Genomic DNA, 18,140 nt, shown 5'->3' on the forward strand with positions numbered 1-18,140 from the left:
AAGCGCCCAGTGCGAGTTCGAGAGTCGCCGCTATCTTCCAAACAGGCGCTCTCGGTTCACGTCATCTAGGGAGCTTCTCGGAATCGCCAATACAGGACAAGGCGCTTCGTGTATGACGCGCTCGGTTGTGCTCCCGATGATGGAGTCCAAAGCGCTATCGTGACCATCGGTCTGCATAACGATCAGGTCAGCGCGCATTTCTCCCGCACAAGCAACGATCGTCTCAACGAGCTCACCGTCACGGATCTTGAGATTGGGATAATTCGCATCCTGCGTCGGGCGCTCTCGCCCAACGTGCAAAGAGGTGATTTGTGGTTCGCTCCCCAGAGACCGCGCCAAATGTGTTGACAGCTCCAAAGCGCGGCTGACAGGGGTTCTTCCGTCTACCGGCAGCAAGATACGCGTGAGTGACGCCTCTCCGGTGTTTCGATTCACAAAACCGCCATGGCTCTCGCGCAGAAACAAGGTAGGCGCGCGCGTCGCTCGCGCCGCCGCCTCGCTCACCGAACCGCCGAACAAGCGACGAAGCCCTGATTTGCCATGCGTCGTCATCACCAGCAGATCGCAGCTATGCTCGCCCGCGTATGACGATATGCCGTCGGCTGCGTCCGAAGAAATCAAGACAGTCTTTTTCGTCGAGACGCCCGTAAGCTTCTCGAATTCATCCGGCTGAACTCCCGATGGAGCCATTTTCCATTCAGCGGCTAACTCGCGAACCCGCGGAAAATGCGCATCGTCGCGACGTCTGCCGGGAACTTCGACATGCAACAGATGTAGCGAACTCCTGTTGGCGACGGCGATGCGCAAGGCGTGACAAAATGAAACGATGCTTCCGGAGGTAAAATCGGTTGCATAGAGAATGCTGCGAATCTTGAAGTCCTTGGCTGACATTTAAGACTCTCCTCGTGGGAGCGGCACACGGGATTCTTCTTCCTAGAGATGCAGTAGTGCCGGGGAAAATCATCCTAAAGGACCAGCAAGAGAAAAATCGATGAGACCGTTCGAACGGCGGGAAATCGCCGGCAAGCTGGGGCTAAAGTTGTCGCCGGACAGTATGATGTCGAGTTGTCTGCCGATCGGCCTCCCCTGCTCAGGTCGTTCTTGGAGCCAGGCAGTATAAATTTAATGATACCAAATAGACGTCCCATACGTTTGCTCTTCTGTGGTCCTTTTGCTTAGCGCGCGCTTCGCCCAACGTGAGGCGGTCAATAAGACGTGCTTACCCCTGTTGCCTTGTTGACGAGCGATGGCCGAGCCGCTCTGAGGCCGATGCGGCCACGGCCGTCGCTCTCTGCTGGCGCAAGCAAGCATGTTGGAGGTTTGACCAAAGGGAGGAAGAAATGGCTGTCAACGTTCACAACGGCTCAATCGGAAAAATAATGCTCTACATCGCCGGCTTTGTCGCCTTTGTCGTCGTCGGTCTGGCTTGGGGGCCCATGCTGATTTCGCCCGACACCGCCAACATCACCGGCGGCACCGGCTCGACAGCGCGCATGATTCAGTAAAGCGTGTGCGGCGGCGCTTCGGGTATCCGATCCGCCCTGAACGCCGCCGTCCGCCAACTTTTATCGTTCTGGCCGAATCCGCCCCTGCCCCACAACCTTCCTCGACTTCGCGCGGATAGACAGACTCTGCGCCGTGCGGGATTGTCTGCGCCCCAACGCTCGGCGTGTGGGAGCGAAGGCTATTGCGCGCACCTTGAAATTCTCTGAATGCAGATCAATGTGGCGGCATCGGAATGAATAATGGCGGGTCGCTTTTATAGTTCATCTTTTCCTTGATTTCCTGGTCGCTAGCGTCCGTTCTTTTCAAATAGACGTAATAGCGATCTTTGCGGGCCTTTATGTCTTCCTCCGGCTCCGCGCGCAGGCTGACGAGCAACTCGCTCTCGAACCGAATATGCATATAGCCCGGCATCAGCTCCGCCCAGTCCTCGACATTTGGCGTGAAAATTGTCTGGAATTCGTGTCGCCCGGTCAGCTTGACGACGCCAGTAGAGTCCCGCTCCATCGCCTTTGCAGGCACTTCTTTCCAAGCGAACCCGCTTGTTCGAAAACCCGCGTGGGTTCAATCATCGCATAAAGCGGCGGCGAAGGATCCACGCTTTGAATCGCTGTGGTCAGGCGAAAGGACTTCCTGTCGGGTTCGAGTTCGACTCTGACAAGTTCCGAGTAAATGCCCGAGAAGGCCTTGTTCTCTAGAATGAGATCGGCCTGCCTCTGTTGTTCGATCCGCAGCGCCCGATATTTCCCGACGCTTTGATCGACAAGCAGCAGCACGGCAAAGCCGATTCCCGCAATTCTCAGCGTCCGCGATCGCAGGAATCGCAGACGTCCGAGTTTGATGCTCGTGATGTCGGCGTCGGGGCTCCGATCCTTCTTCGATGCGCCGCGTTCGCGCAAGCGCTTCAGCAGCGCGTGGCGGCCGGTCGATTGTTCGGAAGATGGCGAATTGCCGGCAAGTCGGATCAGCAACTCGTCGCGCTCCTTCAGCAGCGCGGCGATCAGCCGATCCTTCTCCGCTGCCGACAGTTTGCGATAGTCGGGCTCCTGACGCTTGACGTCCATCAGACGATCTTTCCGTTAGCGACATGGAAGACCCGATCCGCGCCTTCGGCTAGCGCGAGATTATGTGTGATCAAGACCAGCGTTGCGCCGAGTTCACGATTAAGGTCGCGAAACAGCGCCATGATTTCCTGCTCTGTCTCCTCGTCAAGATCAGACGTCGGCTCATCCGCCAAGATGAGATCGGGACGATTGATCAGGGCGCGCGCGATCGCGGCGCGACGTTGTTCGCCCGACGAAATCTCGCCGGGATAGGCGTCGAGATAGGCGCCGAGACCGACGTCGCATAACAATTTTCCTGCGCGTCGATAGGCCGTCTCCATCGGCCTTCCGCCGATCACGGCTGGCAAGGCGACATTATCGACCAAGCGCAGCGTGCCGAGCAGGCTCGAAAACTGAAAAACGAAGCCAATCCTGGTATTGCGGAAGGCTGCAAGCGCGAACTCGCCGAGCGTCCAAATGTTGGTTCCGCCGATCTCGACAGTGCCGGCGCTCGGCCGGCTCAGTCCGCCGATCATCGCCATCAAAGACGATTTTCCCGATCCGGAGCGACCGACGATCACCGCATATTCCTTCATTGCGATGTCGAGATCGACCTGCTCGACAGCGCGAAGAGTTCCGCGCTCCGTCTCGTAGGTCTTCGATAGTTTGCGGCATGACAGCATGCGGCGTTATCCTTCGGCGCGGATCAGTTCGTATGGCTCGCGCCGGCTGACATACAGCGCGGGCGCCAAGGCGCCAATAATCCCCACTAAGGTGGTCAGCGCCAGGCAGCCCAAAGCGATCGCAACGATTTCGGGCGCTCCGAGCCAGACAAAAGGCACGCCCAATGTCTTAAGGTGATAGACGAGCGAATGCTCATATACCCGCATGAGCATTGCGCCCAGCACGCATCCGAGAACCCCACCCATCGCGGTGGCGATGGCGGCTTCCGCCAGCAAAAGGGCGGTGAGATTGCCCGATCTAAAGCCAACGGCCATCAACAGGCCGATTTCGCGTTTTCGCTCACCGACAATGGCCGAGAACAGCAGACCAATCATGAGCGCGCTGCTGATGAACATAATCAGCAAAAGCGTTATAACGCCGTTGAGCAGCGCCTCAAGCCCCTGCCGGATCGAGGTCAGCATGGACTCGCCGACGATGACCTTCAGTCCGGGAAACTTGGCGAGCATGGCGAAGCGCGCCTGTTTCGCGGAAGCGCCGGGCGTCAGTTCGATCAACGCGCCTGAGATTTTGTCCCCATCGAGCGTAGCCGACGCCTCTGAGCCACGAATGGCTTCGCGCAAGGAGTCGAAGGTCTCGAAGGACATGAAGATCCCATTCTCGTGCGGCCCGACGCCGGTGCGCTCCAGCCTGCCGTAGACGGTGAAGGGCTGCCCGAAAAGCAGAAGGCGATCGCCGATCCTTTCCTCGCGGCGACCGCCGACGATCACGTCGCCTTTACGGAAAGGCCTTTCGGTTTTTTCGGCGAGCCAGGGCGTGACCGAAATATCGCGCGCGGGGTCGAAGGCCACGAGATCGGTCACGCCATGATGTCCGCCAATCTCCGGAACATGCGTCCGCACGATCAACTGCGGGGCGACGCGCTGCACGCCCTTCACCTTGGCCAGTTCGTCGATCACCGAACGATCAAGCGTCTGGTCAGTGGGTTCAGCCGTCAACAGCGCCGCCGTGATATTGGTCAGCGTCCCTTGCGGCACAACGAGAAGATCGGCTCCAAGGCGCGTAAAGCCGACCTCCATGCTATGGCGAATTCCGAGCATCAGAACGGCGCCGAGGAACACCGCGCCGCATGAGATCGCGACGGCAAGCACGAGCAGGGAAGCCCGCGCTTTACGCTGCCCGAGATTCTGGATCGCGAGCCGCAGGAAAAGCCCGAGATTTCGCAGTCGCCCCAATATTTCAGCTTTCTTGCGGCCAATCGGAGCCGCGACCTTTGAACGGTCGCGGCTCCCGTTGTCCATTCCCGCACGCGATCATAGCGTGCAGGAGCGCGTGTGCTTCATATGCTCCATTTCGGTCGGAACGATCACACAGTCGTGATGTCCGCCTGTGCTCGGCAGAATGCCGGCGAGTTCGTCGGTGGCCGCGTCGATCACAGCGATGCCGCTTTGCTGGCGCTGGAAGCCGCTGAACGGGCAAAGAACGAATTTGCCGTCATATGTGATCGCGGGAGTCTGCAAATCCGGACCCAGACCCTGAATTTCTTTCATGATGGTCCAGGTCGTCGTATCGACGACCATGATCCCGCTCGAGGCGGGCGACGGATGCAGCACGCTTAGATAGAGTTTCTTGGAATCGAGCGAGAACACCATGTGGAAGGGGTTCGGATATTTGCCGACCCACAGCGGATCCTCGATATGCGCGATCTTCTTCCACTTGCGCGGGTCGGGATCGCTGGAATCGACGACGCCGCAATTGTTCTCCCGCAGGTTGTTCATCATGCAGAAGAAGCGGCCGTCTGGTGAAAAGCCGATTTCGTGACCGGGCGAGAAGATCTTGTCGAACTTCACTTCCCAGTGATCATCGTCGATTCTGACGACCGGATATTGCGACGGCGAGTCCTTGTTGAACTGCACAAAGGCCACAGGCTCGAAATTTCTTTCCGCGTCGAGCACTGCGCAGCCGCCGCACAGACGCACGACAGTCGCCGCCCAGCGTCCGCTCGGATGCCAGATCGTGCCGTCCGCGCCGGCGAGCGTATGCGGCGAATCGCCGGGAATGGTTCCCTCCTCGACGAAAAGCTCGCCCATCGGCACCATTTCCCATTCGATCTTCTGGCCCTTAACGCCTTCATAGTCGAATTTGCCGGTGGCCTTGTCGGGATAGATCCTCGAAATCTTCAGCGTGCCACCCGCCTTCCAGCAATCGGCGAGACCGGAGACATTCGAACTCCAGTCGTATTTGAGCGCCGCCTTCACCTTCGACGTCGTGCGATCGAAACAAGCGGCGATATCCTTCTGTCCGTCGGTGACGAAATAGGACTGCGCATCCTTCGGATTGACGCAGACATGCACGCCAAGACCCAGCCCCGTCGTCTCGGAGACGTTTTCGAGCAGCTCCATTTGCGCGCCATCATAGCGCACACGATAGATGTTGAATCCCGGCGCCGGCGTTTTGATCCGGGTCGGTATGCCGTAAATCATTCCATTCTTGCCGCCCTGGGTGCTGTTGATGAATTCGAAGGAATGATAGGGATCGGCGCTCGGGAAGGCGCACAAATGATGCGAAATTGGATTGAAGTCGCCGTAATTCCAATACCAGATCGACGCCAGAACACGATTGGAGTTCAGGTCAAGCGCGTAGGTGCCGCCGCCCATTTTGGTGGGCAGCAACGCGATCCATTTGCCGAGCCCGCGCCCGCCTAGCTCGGCGCGCGAATCGGTCATCACGCGCTGTATGGCCTGGCTTTGCAGCACCGCTGCTCCTGACGCCGTCGTTTGCGGCGCGGCAGCGGCGCGTTGCAACGACATCGCGCCGACGGTCGCGGCGCCGCCCGCGGCGGCCACGCCCGCGCCCGCCTTCAGCAGTGAACGACGATTGATCGCATTCTGGTCCGCGAACGTCGGCGCCGCCCCGCCGGAGGCCTGTCGCTCGGCATTCTTCTCGAGAAACTCATTGAAGATCTGCCGATCTTCCTCAAGGACTTCCTCCCGGCGACGAAGGTAAAATTCGGCGGCGCCGTCGCCCGAAGAGATCTTATCGGTCGGACGTCGCTCGTTCGCAGCGATTTGCGACTCATCAGACGGCAGCGATTCATCTTGCGGTTGTATCGACATCGACTACAAATCCTTGGCCAGACAGAAAACGTAGGCTAGTGTCCTGTCCCAGAAATTACTAGCCACGTTTTCGCGATTGTGATTCCTTCGGCCCAGGCGGGATTCGGGAGGGCGGCATGGCGAGGGACGGAGCGACCAAAGCGAGCAAGATTGAGCTCAGCGAGAACGAACGGGAATACCTCAAAAGGCTCGTCCGGCGACGCAAGGTGGCGCGTGGGCATGCGCAACGCGCGGAGATCGTGTTGCGGGCCGCTGACGGGCTCAACAACTGCGAGATCGCGGCTGCGGTCGGTGTAACGCGGCAGACCGTGCGCACATGGCGCGAGCGTTTCGCCAAGCACCGTCTCGATGGTCTCGACGATGAGCCGCGCTGTGGCGCGCCACGCAAGATCGGCGACGACCGCGTTGAGGAGATCGTGACCAGGACACTCGAAACGCAGCCCAAGAACGCGACGCACTGGAGCACGCGCGGCATGGCGAAAGCATCGGGCGTGTCGACTTCGTCGGTTCATCGCATTTGGCGTGCATTCTCCCTACAGCCGCATCGCACCGAGACTTTCAAGCTCTCGACCGACCCGCAGTTCGTCGAGAAAGTGCGCGACATCGTTGGCCTCTATCTCGATCCGCCCGACAAGGCGCTGGTGATATGCGTGGATGAAAAGAGCCAAATACAAGCGCTTGATCGAACGCAGCCGCTGCTGCCGATGCGCCCTGGACAAGTCGAGCGGCGCACGCACGACTACGACCGCCACGGCACTACGACGCTCTTTGCCGGCTTCATCGCTGCTGTCACGGCTGAGACGACCGTGAAGGCTGGCAGTGTGATCGGCACATGCATGCCGCGCCATCGCGCGCAGGAGTTCCGCAAGTTTCTCGACGAAGTGGAGAGCAACGTTCCCGCCGGCCTCGACATTCACGTCGTGATGGACAACGCTTCGAGCCATAAGACGCAAGTGATCCGCAACTGGTTCGCCAAGCGGCCCCACTGGCACATGCATTTCACGCCGACATCGTCGTCGTGGATCAATCAGGTCGAACGCTTCTTCGCGCTGCTGGCCGAAAAGCAGATCAAGCGAGGCGCGCACAAGTCCGTCAAAGACCTCATCGCCGCCATCAAGGCTTTCCTCGCCCAACAGAACGCTGATCCGAAGCCGCTGCGCTGGACCAAGTCAGCCGACGACATTCTGGCCTCCATCGAACGCTTCTGCCGTCGCACCCTCGACCTCCAAGCCAAAGCTGGATAGAAACTTCTGAATCAGGACACTAGCTGACGTTCAGCGTTCGCGCGCGCATTACAGAGTCAGCCATGTTGAAATATCAACATCAAACAAGCTCTTGAGCAAGTCGCGCCGCTCTGAGCCCAATGGACAAGTTGGATTCGGAGAGCGAGCCGCGATAGCAGGAGGTCGATCGTCGAGGGTGGCGACGCACGCCGCTCACTTAGAAGCACGCCCTCATAACTTCGAATGGTGCGACTTTCGTCCCTGCGATGCAGCGTCGCCGGTCGACGTCGCTTGCCCACGAGCATTCTTTTCGCCACGACTTGTTCAGCTTGTTCGCGAGGCTGTTCGGCCATAGACTGTAACCTAGTGTTGGAAGCGTCTGCTCGAGTGTAGTTGAAGGCTTTTTTCGTGAGTGTTGAGTCTGAAGAGATTTCGCGACTGCGGCAGGAGAATGCCTCGATAAAGGCGCAGCTGGCGGCAGCGCAGCAGCGGTAGGACGAGGTCTGTCATCGGATCAAGAACGAACTGCAGGTGTTCTCCGCGCTCTTCGCTGCGCAGCGGAGACAGTGCGGCCATCCGGAACATTGCGACGTCTGCATTTCACGCATCTGCGCCACTGCGGCGCTCCACAGCGTCCTTGATACAAATGAGCGCGAGATCTGCCGTCTTGGCTCTTTCGTCAGGCTTCTCGCCGACACCCTGCATTCGGCTTTTGAAGATCGGTTCGAGAGCATCGTGACAGTAGACGGCGATTTCGAGATCGACTGCGCGCGCGCCAAGTGCATCGGGCTCGTTATCGTCGAAGCGACGATCAACGCGCTCAAATATGGCCTTCCCGGTCAAGGAAGCGGGCGGATCGAGACGCGCATCCGGCGTTCGGAAAAGGAGATCGAACTCGTCATTGAAAACGATGGAGAGCCCTTCCCCTTATCCGCATTGTCTCAGACGACCGGAGTTTCGGGAAAGGGTCTCAAGCTCATGACCGAAATCGCCAAGCAGCTCGGCGGCGCGCTGGTGATTGCGCCAAGCGCCATGGGAACCGCCGTGCGGCTGACTTTTCCACTCGTTCCACCGCTGTGATTGAAGTGAGAACCGCTGTCTTCGTCAACAAAAACGCCAACGGCGTCGCCCGCGCCTGTCTGCCTCGAAGAGGATCCGAACCCACGAGGGCTCGTCAACCGGCTCTCAAGAGAGCGCGTGCGTCGATTTGGATTTGGGCGAGGTCAGCTTTTCTTCTCCTTCTTTGGCGCGCGGCAAGACCACGCGCGCGATCAGTCCATGGGGTTCTCGATCGAGCAGCGACACAGATCCACCGTGATTGTCCACGAGCGAGCGCACAATCGACAGGCCGAGTCCAAATCCGCTGCGCTGGTCAAGCGTTCGTCCCGGCTGACCGCGAACGAAGGGCTCAAACGCAGTCTCCTTGCGTTCCGCTGACATTCCCGGCCCATCGTCGACGACGTCGACCTCGATCAGCTCCTCGGAATGTTCCGTCATATAGATGTCCACGTTCTCAGCGTGATGGGTCGCGTTTTCGACGAGATTGGTGAAAATGCGCTGCACGTCGCAGAGCGATCCGAACACCATTTGGCGGCCGCCGCCGTGGTAGGTCACGTGATGCCCGAGGTCGCAAAACTCGTCCGCGACCGTCTGCAGAACGCTATCGAGATCGACCAGAGAACAGTCGTATGTGTCGTCTCCTTCGGCGCGCAGATACTGAAGATTCTTGAACAGCATCGCATCCATGAGATCGACGTCGCGCATCATGCGCTGCTGAAGGTTCTGATCTGGCACGAACTCGGTTTTCAGCTTCAGGCGGGTGATAATCGTTCGCAGGTCGTGGCTGACGGCGGCGAGCACATGAGCGCGCGCGGCGATCATCTTGCTGATGCGCGCCTGCATGCGATTGAGCGAACGCGTCAATTCGCGCACCTCGTGGGGACCGCGTTCGGGAAGCGGAGTCTTCGCATCAATGTCGTTGGGAATCTGCTCGGCGTATTTCGCGAGTCGCTGCAGCGGCGCCATGATTGCGTTCAGCGCCCAGAATACGAAGATCGCGGTGAAAATGATAAAAGACAGCGCCGTTCGCGCCCCCGGAGTCACAATGATCGGTTCATCTTCCGCGTGCTGCCAGAGCCAGCGCCAGATCGAGCCAGGCGACTTCTGATGCTGCGCGATCGAGATCGTCGCGTAACCTCCCTTGCGCAATTCGACCGCGAGGACGCCGTAATCGCCTGGCGCCGATCCCGCGACCTTGTACACGTCCACGCCCTTCCACAAGAGCAAGTCGATGTGGCGGATTTCGTTATCGAAGGCCACATCGCTTGCCGAAGAAGCGTCCGCCGCCGGCGGGCGAGTCTCCTGGATCTCGATATTGGCGTAGGGAACGGCGAGAGAAAGCTCTGAAACGATCTTCGCGCGCTCCGCATTCGGCGCGACGTCCAGAGCCAGGATGATGCTCGCAATGAAATCGCCCTGATCGACAATGTGCCGTCTGCCGAACACATGGAACATGCCGATCACGATCGTTTGGAAGGCGACGATCGACACAAGCATGAGCAGCGTGATCTGCACCGCCAGCTTGTTGGGCCGGAATCGCCATGGAGCGCTCGTCGAGTTCATGCGCGCGTTACCTGCGTAGAAAAGATATAGCCTTCGGACCGAACCGTCTGGATGAAACCGGGCTTCTTCGGATCCGTTTCGATCTTCTGCCGAAGCCGGCTGATCAGCACGTCGATGCTGCGCTCGAACGGCCCCGTCGTCGGGCCATGCGTCATGTTGATCAGTTGCTCGCGCGTCAGCACCCGATTGGGATTTTCGCACAAAGCGTGCAGCAGATCGAATTCGGCGCCCGTCATGGCGACTTTTATGCCGCAGGGCGCGACGACTTCTCGCGCGAGCACGTCGACGCGCCAGCCCGAGAACAGATATGCTTGCCGCACGACGCGACCCTCGACGGCGTTCGGCGTTTCCGTTCGTCTCAACACCGCGCGAATTCGCGCTAAGAGTTCGCGGGAATTGAAGGGCTTAACAATGTAGTCGTCGGCGCCCAGCTCCAGCCCCAGTATCTTGTCGATATCCTCGGATTGCGCGGTCAGTATGATGATGGGAATGCGTCTCTCGGCCCGCACACGCCGGCAAATCGAGAATCCGTCTTCCCCGGGAAGATTGAGATCGAGGATCAGCAGGTCGTAGGCCCCGGCGCTGAACGCAGCGTCCATTTCCTGGGCGTTGGCGGCGACCTTCGTCTGGATGTCGTGGCCCGCGAGGTAAAGCGAGATGAATTCGCCGATTTCGGCGTCATCCTCGACGATCAGAATGGAGATGGGAGAGGGCAAGAGCTTACGCGATCGCTTTCGTTGAGGGAGCGCGGAAACTAATAATGCAATGTTTCTAGAGTGTTTCCATAGAGAAATCGACTTCGTCGTGCGGCGTTTCAGCCTCCCCTCTGGTCTCATGACCCAGAGGGGTCCCAATTCAGAAAGGAACCAGAAACAATCGCTGCGCTGCGAAAAAGTGGAGACACACCCAGTGCGCCCGCAGGTCCTATGGTGCAACCGCGCTCGTCACACAGCGCTTAAGTTTCCCCTTACCTGACTGTTGCGAGGACCCAGAATGAAGAGCAAGGCTCAGGCTCTCCCAGATGGCTTGGGAGGCTCATTGGGTCACGCTACTGGATCCTCAAGCCTCGACCCTGCGCAGGGGCAACGGCGCGCTTCTCGCGTTGACGATTCCGCCCAAGCTCTGGAAGCATCAACCTTCGGTGAAAACGAGAGCCGCGACGCGAAGACAGTGTATCAGCCAGATTTGAACAAGGCGACCTATTCCCGCCGCCTGCCGAAAACCGGGCTCGCCGGACTCGTGGAAAACTGGCGCGCCGACGCCCTCTCCGGCTTCCTCGTCTTCCTTATCGCCCTGCCACTCTGCCTCGGCATTTCGATGGCCTCCGGATTTCCGCCGCAGGCGGGCATCATCACCGCCATCGTCGGCGGTCTCCTCGTTTCGCGCATCAACGGATCTTTCGTCACCATCACCGGACCGGCGGCAGGCCTCATCGTCGTCATCCTGGACTCGGTGCAGGCGCTTGGCGGCGGCGACGCCAAAGCTGGCTACCACTACACCCTGGCGGCGATCGTATGCGCCAGCGTCATCCAGATGCTGATGGGCGTCATGAAGGCGGGAAAGATGAGCGCCTTTTTCCCGGCGTCGGCCGTCCACGGCATGTTGGCGGCGATCGGCATCATCATCATGGCCAAGCAGATTCACGTCATGCTCGGCGTGAAGCCGGATGCGCAGACGCTGTTCGCGACGATCGGCGCGATCCCCGCGAGCCTTCGCGACATGAATCCGGAGGTCGCGATTATCGGCGGGCTCGGACTTCTGATCCTGGTCGCCTGGTCGCTCGTAAAGAATCGCCGGCTGAAAATGATCCCTGCGCCGCTGGTCGTCGTGATTGTCGGCATGGCGCTAGCGCAGTATTTCGATCTCGACGACGAGCATATCTATCTCTTCCTTCCCGACTATCCCTTTCTGCCGCATCACGAATACACCATCGGCCCGAAATTTTTGGTCTCGATCCCGCAGAACTTTCTCTCGGGCTTCGCCTTCCCGGATTTTTCTCTGATCGGCTCCAGCATGTTCTGGCAGCAGGTCTTCGCCATCTGTCTCGTTGGAAGCCTGGAGAGCCTGCTCAGCGCGGCGGCGGTCGATAAGCTCGATCCCTTTAAGCGAACCTCGGACCTCAATCGCGACGTCGCGGCGGTCGGCTTCGGCAACATCATCTGCGGCCTGATCGGCGGCCTCCCGATGATAGCGGAAATCGTCCGCAGCTCCGCAAATGTGAACAATGGCGCGCGAACCGGCTGGGCGAACTTCTTCCATGGACTCTTCCTGCTCATCTTCGTCGCGCTATTCCCGAGGGTCATTCACGAGATTCCGCTTGCCTCGCTCGCGGCGCTGCTGGTGTTCACCGGCTATCGACTCGCCTCGCCGCTCGAGTTCAAAAAGACGCTGGCGATCGGCTGGGATCAGCTCGCCGTTTTCGTGATCACGATCGCCGGCGTGCTCGCGACCGATCTCCTGATCGGCGTCGCGATCGGGATCGCCGCCGAGCTCCTTTTCCATGTGTGGCGCAGCGTCAATTGGGGACAGGTGTTCAAGTTGCGCCGCGAGGTGGTGGAGATTGAACCCGGCGTCTACCACGTCAGAATCGGCGGCGCCGCCTTCTTCGCCAATTACCTCGCGCTCAAGGGCGATCTCGCGAAACTTCCCCGCGGCAAGACGGTCATCTGCGATCTCTCGGAGTCCTGGTGCGTCGATCATACGGTGATGGAGAACCTCCATCACTTCTGCGAGGACTACGAAGCAAACGGCGGGTGCGCGGAGATTCGCGGATTGGATCATCACGTCGCGACCTCCAAGCATCCTCTCGCGCCCCGCAAGCGCAGCGCCTAGTTCATAAGCTTCGCGTAAGGCGTATTTCGCGACCCCGCGTCGATCCGAAGGTGATAAGCAATGCCGCTCTACCTCGCGCTGGCCTCTGTCGGCGCGCTGCTCGCCGTCAGCGTCTACGCCATCGCTGGCAGGCAGAATCACGACATCGGCCGTAACGTCTACAGTCTTTGTATCGGCCTCTGCGGCGCTCTCTTCCTCGCGGCGGTCATGCCAAGAGGCGCGAATGTCGTATCGTGCGCTTTGCCACTCGGTCTGCCGTGGATCGGCATGCATTTTCGCCTCGACGTCTTGAGCGCTTTCTTTCTTGCCGTCGTCAATCTGGGCGGCGCGGCGGCGAGCGCTTATGCGGTCGGCTATGGCGCGCATGAGAAGGATCCCATGCGCGTGCTGCCATTCTATCCGGCCTTTCTCGCCGGCATGAATGTCGTCGTGCTGGCTGATGACGCCTTCACCTTTCTCGTCGCTTGGGAGTTCATGTCGCTCGCGTCGTGGGCGCTTGTGCTGACGCATCATCATGACGAGGAAAACAGGCGCGCCGGTTTCGTCTACTTGCTGATGGCGACTTTCGGCGGCTTCGCTTTGCTGATGGCGTTCGGACTGCTCGGAGGCGTGGGAGGCGCCTACGACTTCGCGGCGATCAGGGAAGCAAACAAGGAAGCCTGGAAAGCGGGACTGGTTCTGGCGCTCGCCATGGTCGGCATGGGCTCCAAGGCGGGCCTCGCGCCTTTGCATATCTGGCTGCCGCTCGCGCACCCCGCGGCGCCAAGCCATGTCTCGGCGCTGATGAGCGGCGTCATGACGAAGGTCGCGGTCTACGGCTTCATTCGCGTCGTTTTCGACTTGCTCGGACCGCCTTCGTTCTGGTGGGCGGTCGAGCCGATGAGCTTTGGCGCGGCAAGCGCCCTCATCGGCGTGCTCTTCGCGACCGTACAGAGCGATTTGAAGAAACTGCTCGCCTACAGCACGATTGAAAATATCGGAATCATTTTCATCGCGCTGGGACTCGCCCTGGCGTTCAAAGCCAACGGTCTCGCATTGCCCGCCGCGCTTGCCTTTACCGCGGCGCTGTTTCACGTTTTCAACCATTCGCTGTTCAAAAGCCTCCTGTTCTTCGGCGCGGGCGCCGTGTTGAATGCGAGCGGCGAGCGAAGCATCGAGCGGCTCGGCGGCCTCATCCACTCCATGCCGAAAACCGCGTTCCTTTTTCTCGGCGGCTGCGTCGCCATTTCCGCCCTGCCGCCGCTGAACGGCTTCGTGTCGGAATGGCTGGTGTTTCAGGCGGTGCTGCTCAGTCCGTCGTTGCCGCAGTGGACAGTGAAGCTTCTTGTGCCCGCGGTTGGCGTGGCGCTGGCGCTGAGCGCGGCGCTCGGCGCAGCCTGTTACATCCGCGCCTATGGCGTCGCTTTTCTCGGGCGTCCGCGCAGCGAAGCCGCGCGCTGTGCGCAAGACCCTGATCGATGGTCGCTCGGAACGATGGCCATTTTGCTCACGCTCTGCCTGATGGCTGGTCTTTTGCCGAGTCTTCTCATCGACACGATTTCGCCAGCCGCGAGGGATTTTGTCGGCGCCCGGATGCCCGCCCAGTCGGAACTCTCCTGGCTCTCGATCGCGCCGATTGCGCAAAGCCGAAGCTCCTACAACGGCCTTCTGGTCTTCGTCTTCATTCTCTTCTCCGCCTATGCCGCGCGATGGGTCATTCATAGATTTGGTTCGGCGCGGTCGCGACGCGCGCCGGCATGGGACTGCGGCTACATCGAAACGAGCCCCGCAGCGCAATATACCGCCAGCAGCTTCGCGCAGCCCATCCGACGCACCCTTGGGGTCATCGCCTTTTCGGCGCGGGAGCGCCTGGACATGCCGGTGCCCGGCGATACGCGGGCGGCTCGGCTGAGCGTCGAAATCACGGATCGCATCTTCGACTATCTTTACGCGCCGCTCACGCGAGCGGTTGAAACCTGCGCGTCCGGACTGAACATCCTCAGTCTGCTGACGATTCAACAATATCTCGCGCTGGTTTTTGCCGCGCTCGTTTTCCTGCTGATGTTGATCGCAATATGACTCTGCTCCTGAACCTTATCGCGCAGGGCTTTGAAATGCTTTTGGCGCTTGCGCTCGCGCCGCTGCTCATCGGCTTTGTAAGAAAGCTGAAGGCGCGCCTCTTGCGTCGAAAAGGACCGCCGATCATCCAGCCCTGGCGCGATCTCATTCGGCTGCTGCGCAAGGAGGTCGTTGTCGCCGAAAACGCATCCTGGCTTTACCGCTCGGCGCCCTATCTTATTTTCGCGATGACCTGGGTCGCCGCATCGCTCGTGCCGACATTCGCCACGGGACTGATGTTCAGCTGGTCGGCCGATTTTATCGCCGTCATCGCCCTGCTCGGCAGCGCGCGATTTTTTCTCGCGCTCGCCGGCATGGACATCGGAACGAGTTTCGGCGGAATTGGCTCGAGCCGCGAGGCGATGTTCGGCTCGCTGGCGGAGCCGGCGACGATCATGATCGTCTTCACCGTGTCCTTCGTCGCCGGAACCACCCAGCTCTCCGAAATCGCATCCTATATGGCAGCCAATCTTGAATTGCGGGCCTCGGTCGGCATGGCGCTCGTCGCTCTTCTCATCGTCGCCATTGCTGAAAATGGACGCGTTCCCGTCGACAATCCAGCGACCCATCTGGAGCTGACGATGGTGCATGAGGCGATGGTCCTCGAATATTCGGGGCGATATCTCGCACTCATCGAGCTCGCTTCCGCGCTCAAGCTGCTCCTTTACGTCTCGCTCATCGCCTGCATCTTCTTCCCCGTCGGTCTTGCCACACATGATGCGGGTCTCAAGGCGATGATGATTGGACTTGGCGCCTTCATCCTGAAGCTCGCGATCGGCGGCGCCGCGCTCGCGCTCTTCGAAACGTCCACAGCCAAGATGCGCGTCTTCCGCGTGCCAGACTTCCTCGGGGCGGGGCTGATGCTTGGACTCCTCGCGACATTGCTCGTTTTTGTGACACGGAGCCTTTGATGGAGCTTCTGACGGTTGACATCGCCCATGTCCTCGCGGGCGCTCTCGTGCTGGCGAGCTTCATGCTGCTCTACCAGGATCGGCTCTCGGGTCTGATCAACATCTATACGCTTCATGCCGTCATTCTGTCGCTGTCGGTCGCCTGGCAGGCCTACTACCAGGGCGCGCCCCATCTTTATGTAACGGCCGGCGTCGCGGCGATCTTCAAGGCGCTGATCATTCCCTTCAGTCTCCGCCGCATCATCCGGCGCCTGGGAATCCACCGCACGGTGGAAGTCGTTGGCGGCGTCGGGATAACCATGCTCATCGGCATATTTCTGATGGCGCTGTCTCTCGTCGTCATGCTGCCGGCGACGGCCTCCGCCGATCCGCTGGCGCGGGAGGACATCGCCTTCGCCCTCGCCATCGTGCTGCTCGGACTCTTGATGATGGTGACGCGACGCAACGCCGTCAGCCAGATCATCGGCTTCATGTCGCTCGAAAACGGCTTGATTCTCGCCGCGGCGGGCGCAGACGGCATGCCGCTCGTCGTTGAAATCAGCGTCGCCTTCTCGATCCTGATCGCCTTCATCGTGATCGGGATCTTTCTGTTTCGCATTCGCGAACGATTCGACAACGTCGATCTCTTGGAGCTCGATCGGGTGCGTGGAGGACGTTGATGAGCTCCGATCTATTCCTGGTCTCAAACGCGCTTGTGGGCATTCCTGCTGTGGCGGCCGTTGCGGTGGCGCTCGAACCGGAATACCGGCGCTCGGCAATCCTCAATGTCTGCGCCTCGGGCGCGACATTTCTTTTCGCGCTCGTTCTTCTGATCGTCGAGCCCGAGAGCGGCGGCTATCTCTTTGTCGACGATCTCAACATCGTCTTCGTCGTGCTCTCGACGTTCATCGGCTTCACGACAAGCGTCTACAGTGCAAGCTATATCGATCATGAGATCGAGACTGGCCGGCTGACGCCGACGAACGTCCGCTTCTATCACGCGATGTACCAATCCCTGATGTGCGCGATGAACTTGGCGCTGCTGGCGAGCAACATCGGACTGATGTGGGTCGCCATCGAGGTCGCCACATTGACCACTGTGCTGATGGTCGGGATCTACCGCACGCCGCACTCTCTCGAGGCCGCCTGGAAATATTTCATCCTCGGCAGCGTCGGCATTGCGCTGGCGCTCTTCGGAACGATCCTGATCTACATGGCGGCCCAGCCCGTTTTGGGACAGGGCTACGACGCCATGGTCTGGAAGACGCTGATGCAGCAGGCGCCGCAATTCAACGCCCGGATGCTCAACGTCGCCTTCGTGTTCCTGATGCTCGGCTACGGCACCAAGGTGGGCCTGGCGCCGATGCACGCCTGGCTTCCGGATGCGCATGCGGAAGGTCCGACGCCGATCTCGGCGGTCCTGTCCGGCCTTCTTCTAAATGTCGCGCTCTATGCTGTGCTGCGATTCAAGATGCTGCTGACCGCCAACGCGGCGGCGATCACGCCAGGCCCGCTGATGATCACGCTCGGCCTTGCGTCTCTCATCATGGCCGCTTTCATGCTCTACCGCCGCGGCGACATCAAGCGGCTGTTCGCTTACTCTTCCATCGAGCACATGGGCATAATCGCCTTCGCCTTCGGCATGGGCGGCCCGCTCGCCAATTTCGCCGGCCTGCTGCACATGACGATGCACAGCCTGACGAAGTCGGCGATCTTTTTCTCGGTCGGCCACATTGCGCAGGTCAAGGGAACACAGAGAATCGCCGATATCAGAGGATTGACCCAGAGCCAGCCGGCGCTCGGCTGGTCGCTCGTCGCGGGCGTCGTGGCGATCATCGGGCTGCCGCCGCTCGGCATTTTCATGAGCGAATTTCTCGTGGTGAGTTCGACCTTCGCGCGCCAGCCGCTCCTCGCCGTGCCGCTCGTGTTCGGACTTCTTCTCGCCTTTGGCGCCTTGCTGCTGCGTCTTATCGGCATGGCGTTCGGCGAGCCGAGCCGGAGCGAGGGCGAAGTCAAGGCGTCGATGTTGCCTGTCTATGCGCATCTGTCGCTTGTCCTGCTCGCAGGAATCTATCTTCCCTCTCATCTCGTGGCCTGGTTTCAGAACGTCGCGCGGCTCTTGGGTTGAGCTCT

Annotated in this window: 16 protein-coding genes; 8 read left to right on the top strand and 8 right to left on the bottom strand. The window is 60.0% G+C overall.

The window, feature by feature from the left end; all coding sequences use genetic code 11:
• Positions 1 to 30: 30 nt before the first annotated feature.
• The gene (locus AC0X69_RS07295; RefSeq protein WP_482612749.1) at positions 31 to 891 is read right to left on the bottom strand and encodes a universal stress protein; all 861 of its coding nucleotides are present in this window, start codon (positions 889 to 891) and stop codon (positions 31 to 33) included.
• A gap of 449 nt (positions 892 to 1,340) precedes the next feature.
• Here AC0X69_RS07295 and AC0X69_RS07300 point away from each other — a divergent pair, with 449 nt between their 5' ends.
• Entirely contained in the window at positions 1,341 to 1,505 is a 165-nt protein-coding gene (locus AC0X69_RS07300) for a hypothetical protein (RefSeq protein ID WP_482612751.1), read from the top strand.
• 214 nt (positions 1,506 to 1,719) lie between these two features.
• Here the strand turns inward: AC0X69_RS07300 and AC0X69_RS07305 are convergent, their stop codons facing one another.
• Genes AC0X69_RS07305 through AC0X69_RS07325 form a run of 5 tightly spaced genes read right to left on the bottom strand, consistent with a single transcriptional unit; the run spans position 1,720 to position 6,343 of the window.
• Entirely contained in the window at positions 1,720 to 2,010 is a 291-nt protein-coding gene (locus tag AC0X69_RS07305) for a hypothetical protein (RefSeq protein WP_482612753.1), read from the bottom strand.
• Positions 1,977 to 2,567: a hypothetical protein gene (locus AC0X69_RS07310; RefSeq protein WP_482612755.1), complete on the bottom strand. Its 591-nt coding sequence runs from the start codon at positions 2,565 to 2,567 to the stop codon at positions 1,977 to 1,979. The genes AC0X69_RS07305 and AC0X69_RS07310 overlap by 34 nt, the downstream gene beginning before the upstream one ends.
• Positions 2,567 to 3,229, bottom strand: a complete 663-nt coding sequence (locus AC0X69_RS07315; RefSeq protein ID WP_482612757.1) for an ABC transporter ATP-binding protein — start codon at positions 3,227 to 3,229, stop codon at positions 2,567 to 2,569. Before AC0X69_RS07315 ends, AC0X69_RS07310 begins: the two co-directional genes overlap by 1 nt.
• Positions 3,230 to 3,235: 6 nt before the next feature.
• Positions 3,236 to 4,528: an ABC transporter permease gene (locus AC0X69_RS07320; RefSeq protein ID WP_482612759.1), complete on the bottom strand. Its 1,293-nt coding sequence runs from the start codon at positions 4,526 to 4,528 to the stop codon at positions 3,236 to 3,238.
• Positions 4,529 to 4,540: 12 nt separating this feature from the next.
• Positions 4,541 to 6,343: a hypothetical protein gene (locus AC0X69_RS07325; RefSeq protein ID WP_482612761.1), complete on the bottom strand. Its 1,803-nt coding sequence runs from the start codon at positions 6,341 to 6,343 to the stop codon at positions 4,541 to 4,543.
• Between the two features lie 116 nt (positions 6,344 to 6,459).
• On the opposite strand from AC0X69_RS07325, the gene AC0X69_RS07330 reads away from it, so the two are divergent.
• Both AC0X69_RS07330 and AC0X69_RS07335 read left to right on the top strand, forming a co-directional pair.
• Entirely contained in the window at positions 6,460 to 7,587 is a 1,128-nt protein-coding gene (locus AC0X69_RS07330) for an IS630 family transposase (RefSeq protein ID WP_482607591.1), read from the top strand.
• Positions 7,588 to 8,097: 510 nt separating this feature from the next.
• Positions 8,098 to 8,646, top strand: coding sequence for a sensor histidine kinase (locus AC0X69_RS07335; protein ID WP_482612763.1), 549 nt, complete (start codon positions 8,098 to 8,100; stop codon positions 8,644 to 8,646).
• Between the two features lie 105 nt (positions 8,647 to 8,751).
• Here the strand turns inward: AC0X69_RS07335 and AC0X69_RS07340 are convergent, their stop codons facing one another.
• Together AC0X69_RS07340 and AC0X69_RS07345 are read right to left on the bottom strand one after the other, a co-directional pair.
• Complete coding sequence (locus tag AC0X69_RS07340) at positions 8,752 to 10,188, bottom strand: ATP-binding protein (RefSeq protein ID WP_482612765.1); 1,437 nt, start codon at positions 10,186 to 10,188, stop codon at positions 8,752 to 8,754.
• Positions 10,185 to 10,904 (bottom strand): response regulator, encoded by a 720-nt coding sequence (locus tag AC0X69_RS07345; RefSeq protein WP_482612767.1) that lies wholly within the window; start codon positions 10,902 to 10,904, stop codon positions 10,185 to 10,187. Before AC0X69_RS07345 ends, AC0X69_RS07340 begins: the two co-directional genes overlap by 4 nt.
• A 454-nt stretch (positions 10,905 to 11,358) precedes the next feature.
• On the opposite strand from AC0X69_RS07345, the gene AC0X69_RS07350 reads away from it, so the two are divergent.
• Genes AC0X69_RS07350 through AC0X69_RS07370 form a run of 5 tightly spaced genes read left to right on the top strand, consistent with a single transcriptional unit; the run spans position 11,359 to position 18,135 of the window.
• Positions 11,359 to 13,020 carry a SulP family inorganic anion transporter gene (locus AC0X69_RS07350; protein WP_482612769.1) on the top strand — a complete coding sequence of 554 codons (1,662 nt, stop codon included), beginning with the start codon at positions 11,359 to 11,361 and terminating at the stop codon, positions 13,018 to 13,020.
• Between the two features lie 60 nt (positions 13,021 to 13,080).
• Positions 13,081 to 15,078, top strand: a complete 1,998-nt coding sequence (hyfB, locus tag AC0X69_RS07355; protein WP_482612771.1) for a hydrogenase 4 subunit B — start codon at positions 13,081 to 13,083, stop codon at positions 15,076 to 15,078.
• Entirely contained in the window at positions 15,075 to 16,028 is a 954-nt protein-coding gene (locus AC0X69_RS07360) for a respiratory chain complex I subunit 1 family protein (RefSeq protein WP_482612773.1), read from the top strand. The genes hyfB and AC0X69_RS07360 overlap by 4 nt, the downstream gene beginning before the upstream one ends.
• The gene (locus tag AC0X69_RS07365; RefSeq protein ID WP_482612775.1) at positions 16,028 to 16,687 is read left to right on the top strand and encodes a hydrogenase-4 component E; all 660 of its coding nucleotides are present in this window, start codon (positions 16,028 to 16,030) and stop codon (positions 16,685 to 16,687) included. Before AC0X69_RS07360 ends, AC0X69_RS07365 begins: the two co-directional genes overlap by 1 nt.
• Entirely contained in the window at positions 16,687 to 18,135 is a 1,449-nt protein-coding gene (locus AC0X69_RS07370; RefSeq protein WP_482612777.1) for a hydrogenase 4 subunit F, read from the top strand. The genes AC0X69_RS07365 and AC0X69_RS07370 overlap by 1 nt, the downstream gene beginning before the upstream one ends.
• Positions 18,136 to 18,140 lie beyond the last annotated feature (5 nt).

Source organism: Methylocystis sp. Uni0008 (genome assembly GCF_056838045.1).

What these genes read in the sequence shown, in the direction of transcription:
- AC0X69_RS07295 (WP_482612749.1), bottom strand. Translation starts at nt 891, where the DNA reads ATGTCAGCCAAGGACTTCAAGATTCGCAGCATTCTCTATGCAACCGAT.
- hyfB (WP_482612771.1), top strand. Translation starts at nt 13,081, where the DNA reads ATGCCGCTCTACCTCGCGCTGGCCTCTGTCGGCGCGCTGCTCGCCGTC.
- AC0X69_RS07360 (WP_482612773.1), top strand. Translation starts at nt 15,075, where the DNA reads ATGACTCTGCTCCTGAACCTTATCGCGCAGGGCTTTGAAATGCTTTTG.
- AC0X69_RS07315 (WP_482612757.1), bottom strand. Translation starts at nt 3,229, where the DNA reads ATGCTGTCATGCCGCAAACTATCGAAGACCTACGAGACGGAGCGCGGA.
- AC0X69_RS07300 (WP_482612751.1), top strand. Translation starts at nt 1,341, where the DNA reads ATGGCTGTCAACGTTCACAACGGCTCAATCGGAAAAATAATGCTCTAC.
- AC0X69_RS07325 (WP_482612761.1), bottom strand. Translation starts at nt 6,343, where the DNA reads ATGTCGATACAACCGCAAGATGAATCGCTGCCGTCTGATGAGTCGCAA.
- AC0X69_RS07305 (WP_482612753.1), bottom strand. Translation starts at nt 2,010, where the DNA reads ATGGAGCGGGACTCTACTGGCGTCGTCAAGCTGACCGGGCGACACGAA.
- AC0X69_RS07330 (WP_482607591.1), top strand. Translation starts at nt 6,460, where the DNA reads ATGGCGAGGGACGGAGCGACCAAAGCGAGCAAGATTGAGCTCAGCGAG.
- AC0X69_RS07365 (WP_482612775.1), top strand. Translation starts at nt 16,028, where the DNA reads ATGGAGCTTCTGACGGTTGACATCGCCCATGTCCTCGCGGGCGCTCTC.
- AC0X69_RS07340 (WP_482612765.1), bottom strand. Translation starts at nt 10,188, where the DNA reads ATGAACTCGACGAGCGCTCCATGGCGATTCCGGCCCAACAAGCTGGCG.
- AC0X69_RS07370 (WP_482612777.1), top strand. Translation starts at nt 16,687, where the DNA reads ATGAGCTCCGATCTATTCCTGGTCTCAAACGCGCTTGTGGGCATTCCT.
- AC0X69_RS07310 (WP_482612755.1), bottom strand. Translation starts at nt 2,567, where the DNA reads ATGGACGTCAAGCGTCAGGAGCCCGACTATCGCAAACTGTCGGCAGCG.
- AC0X69_RS07320 (WP_482612759.1), bottom strand. Translation starts at nt 4,528, where the DNA reads ATGGACAACGGGAGCCGCGACCGTTCAAAGGTCGCGGCTCCGATTGGC.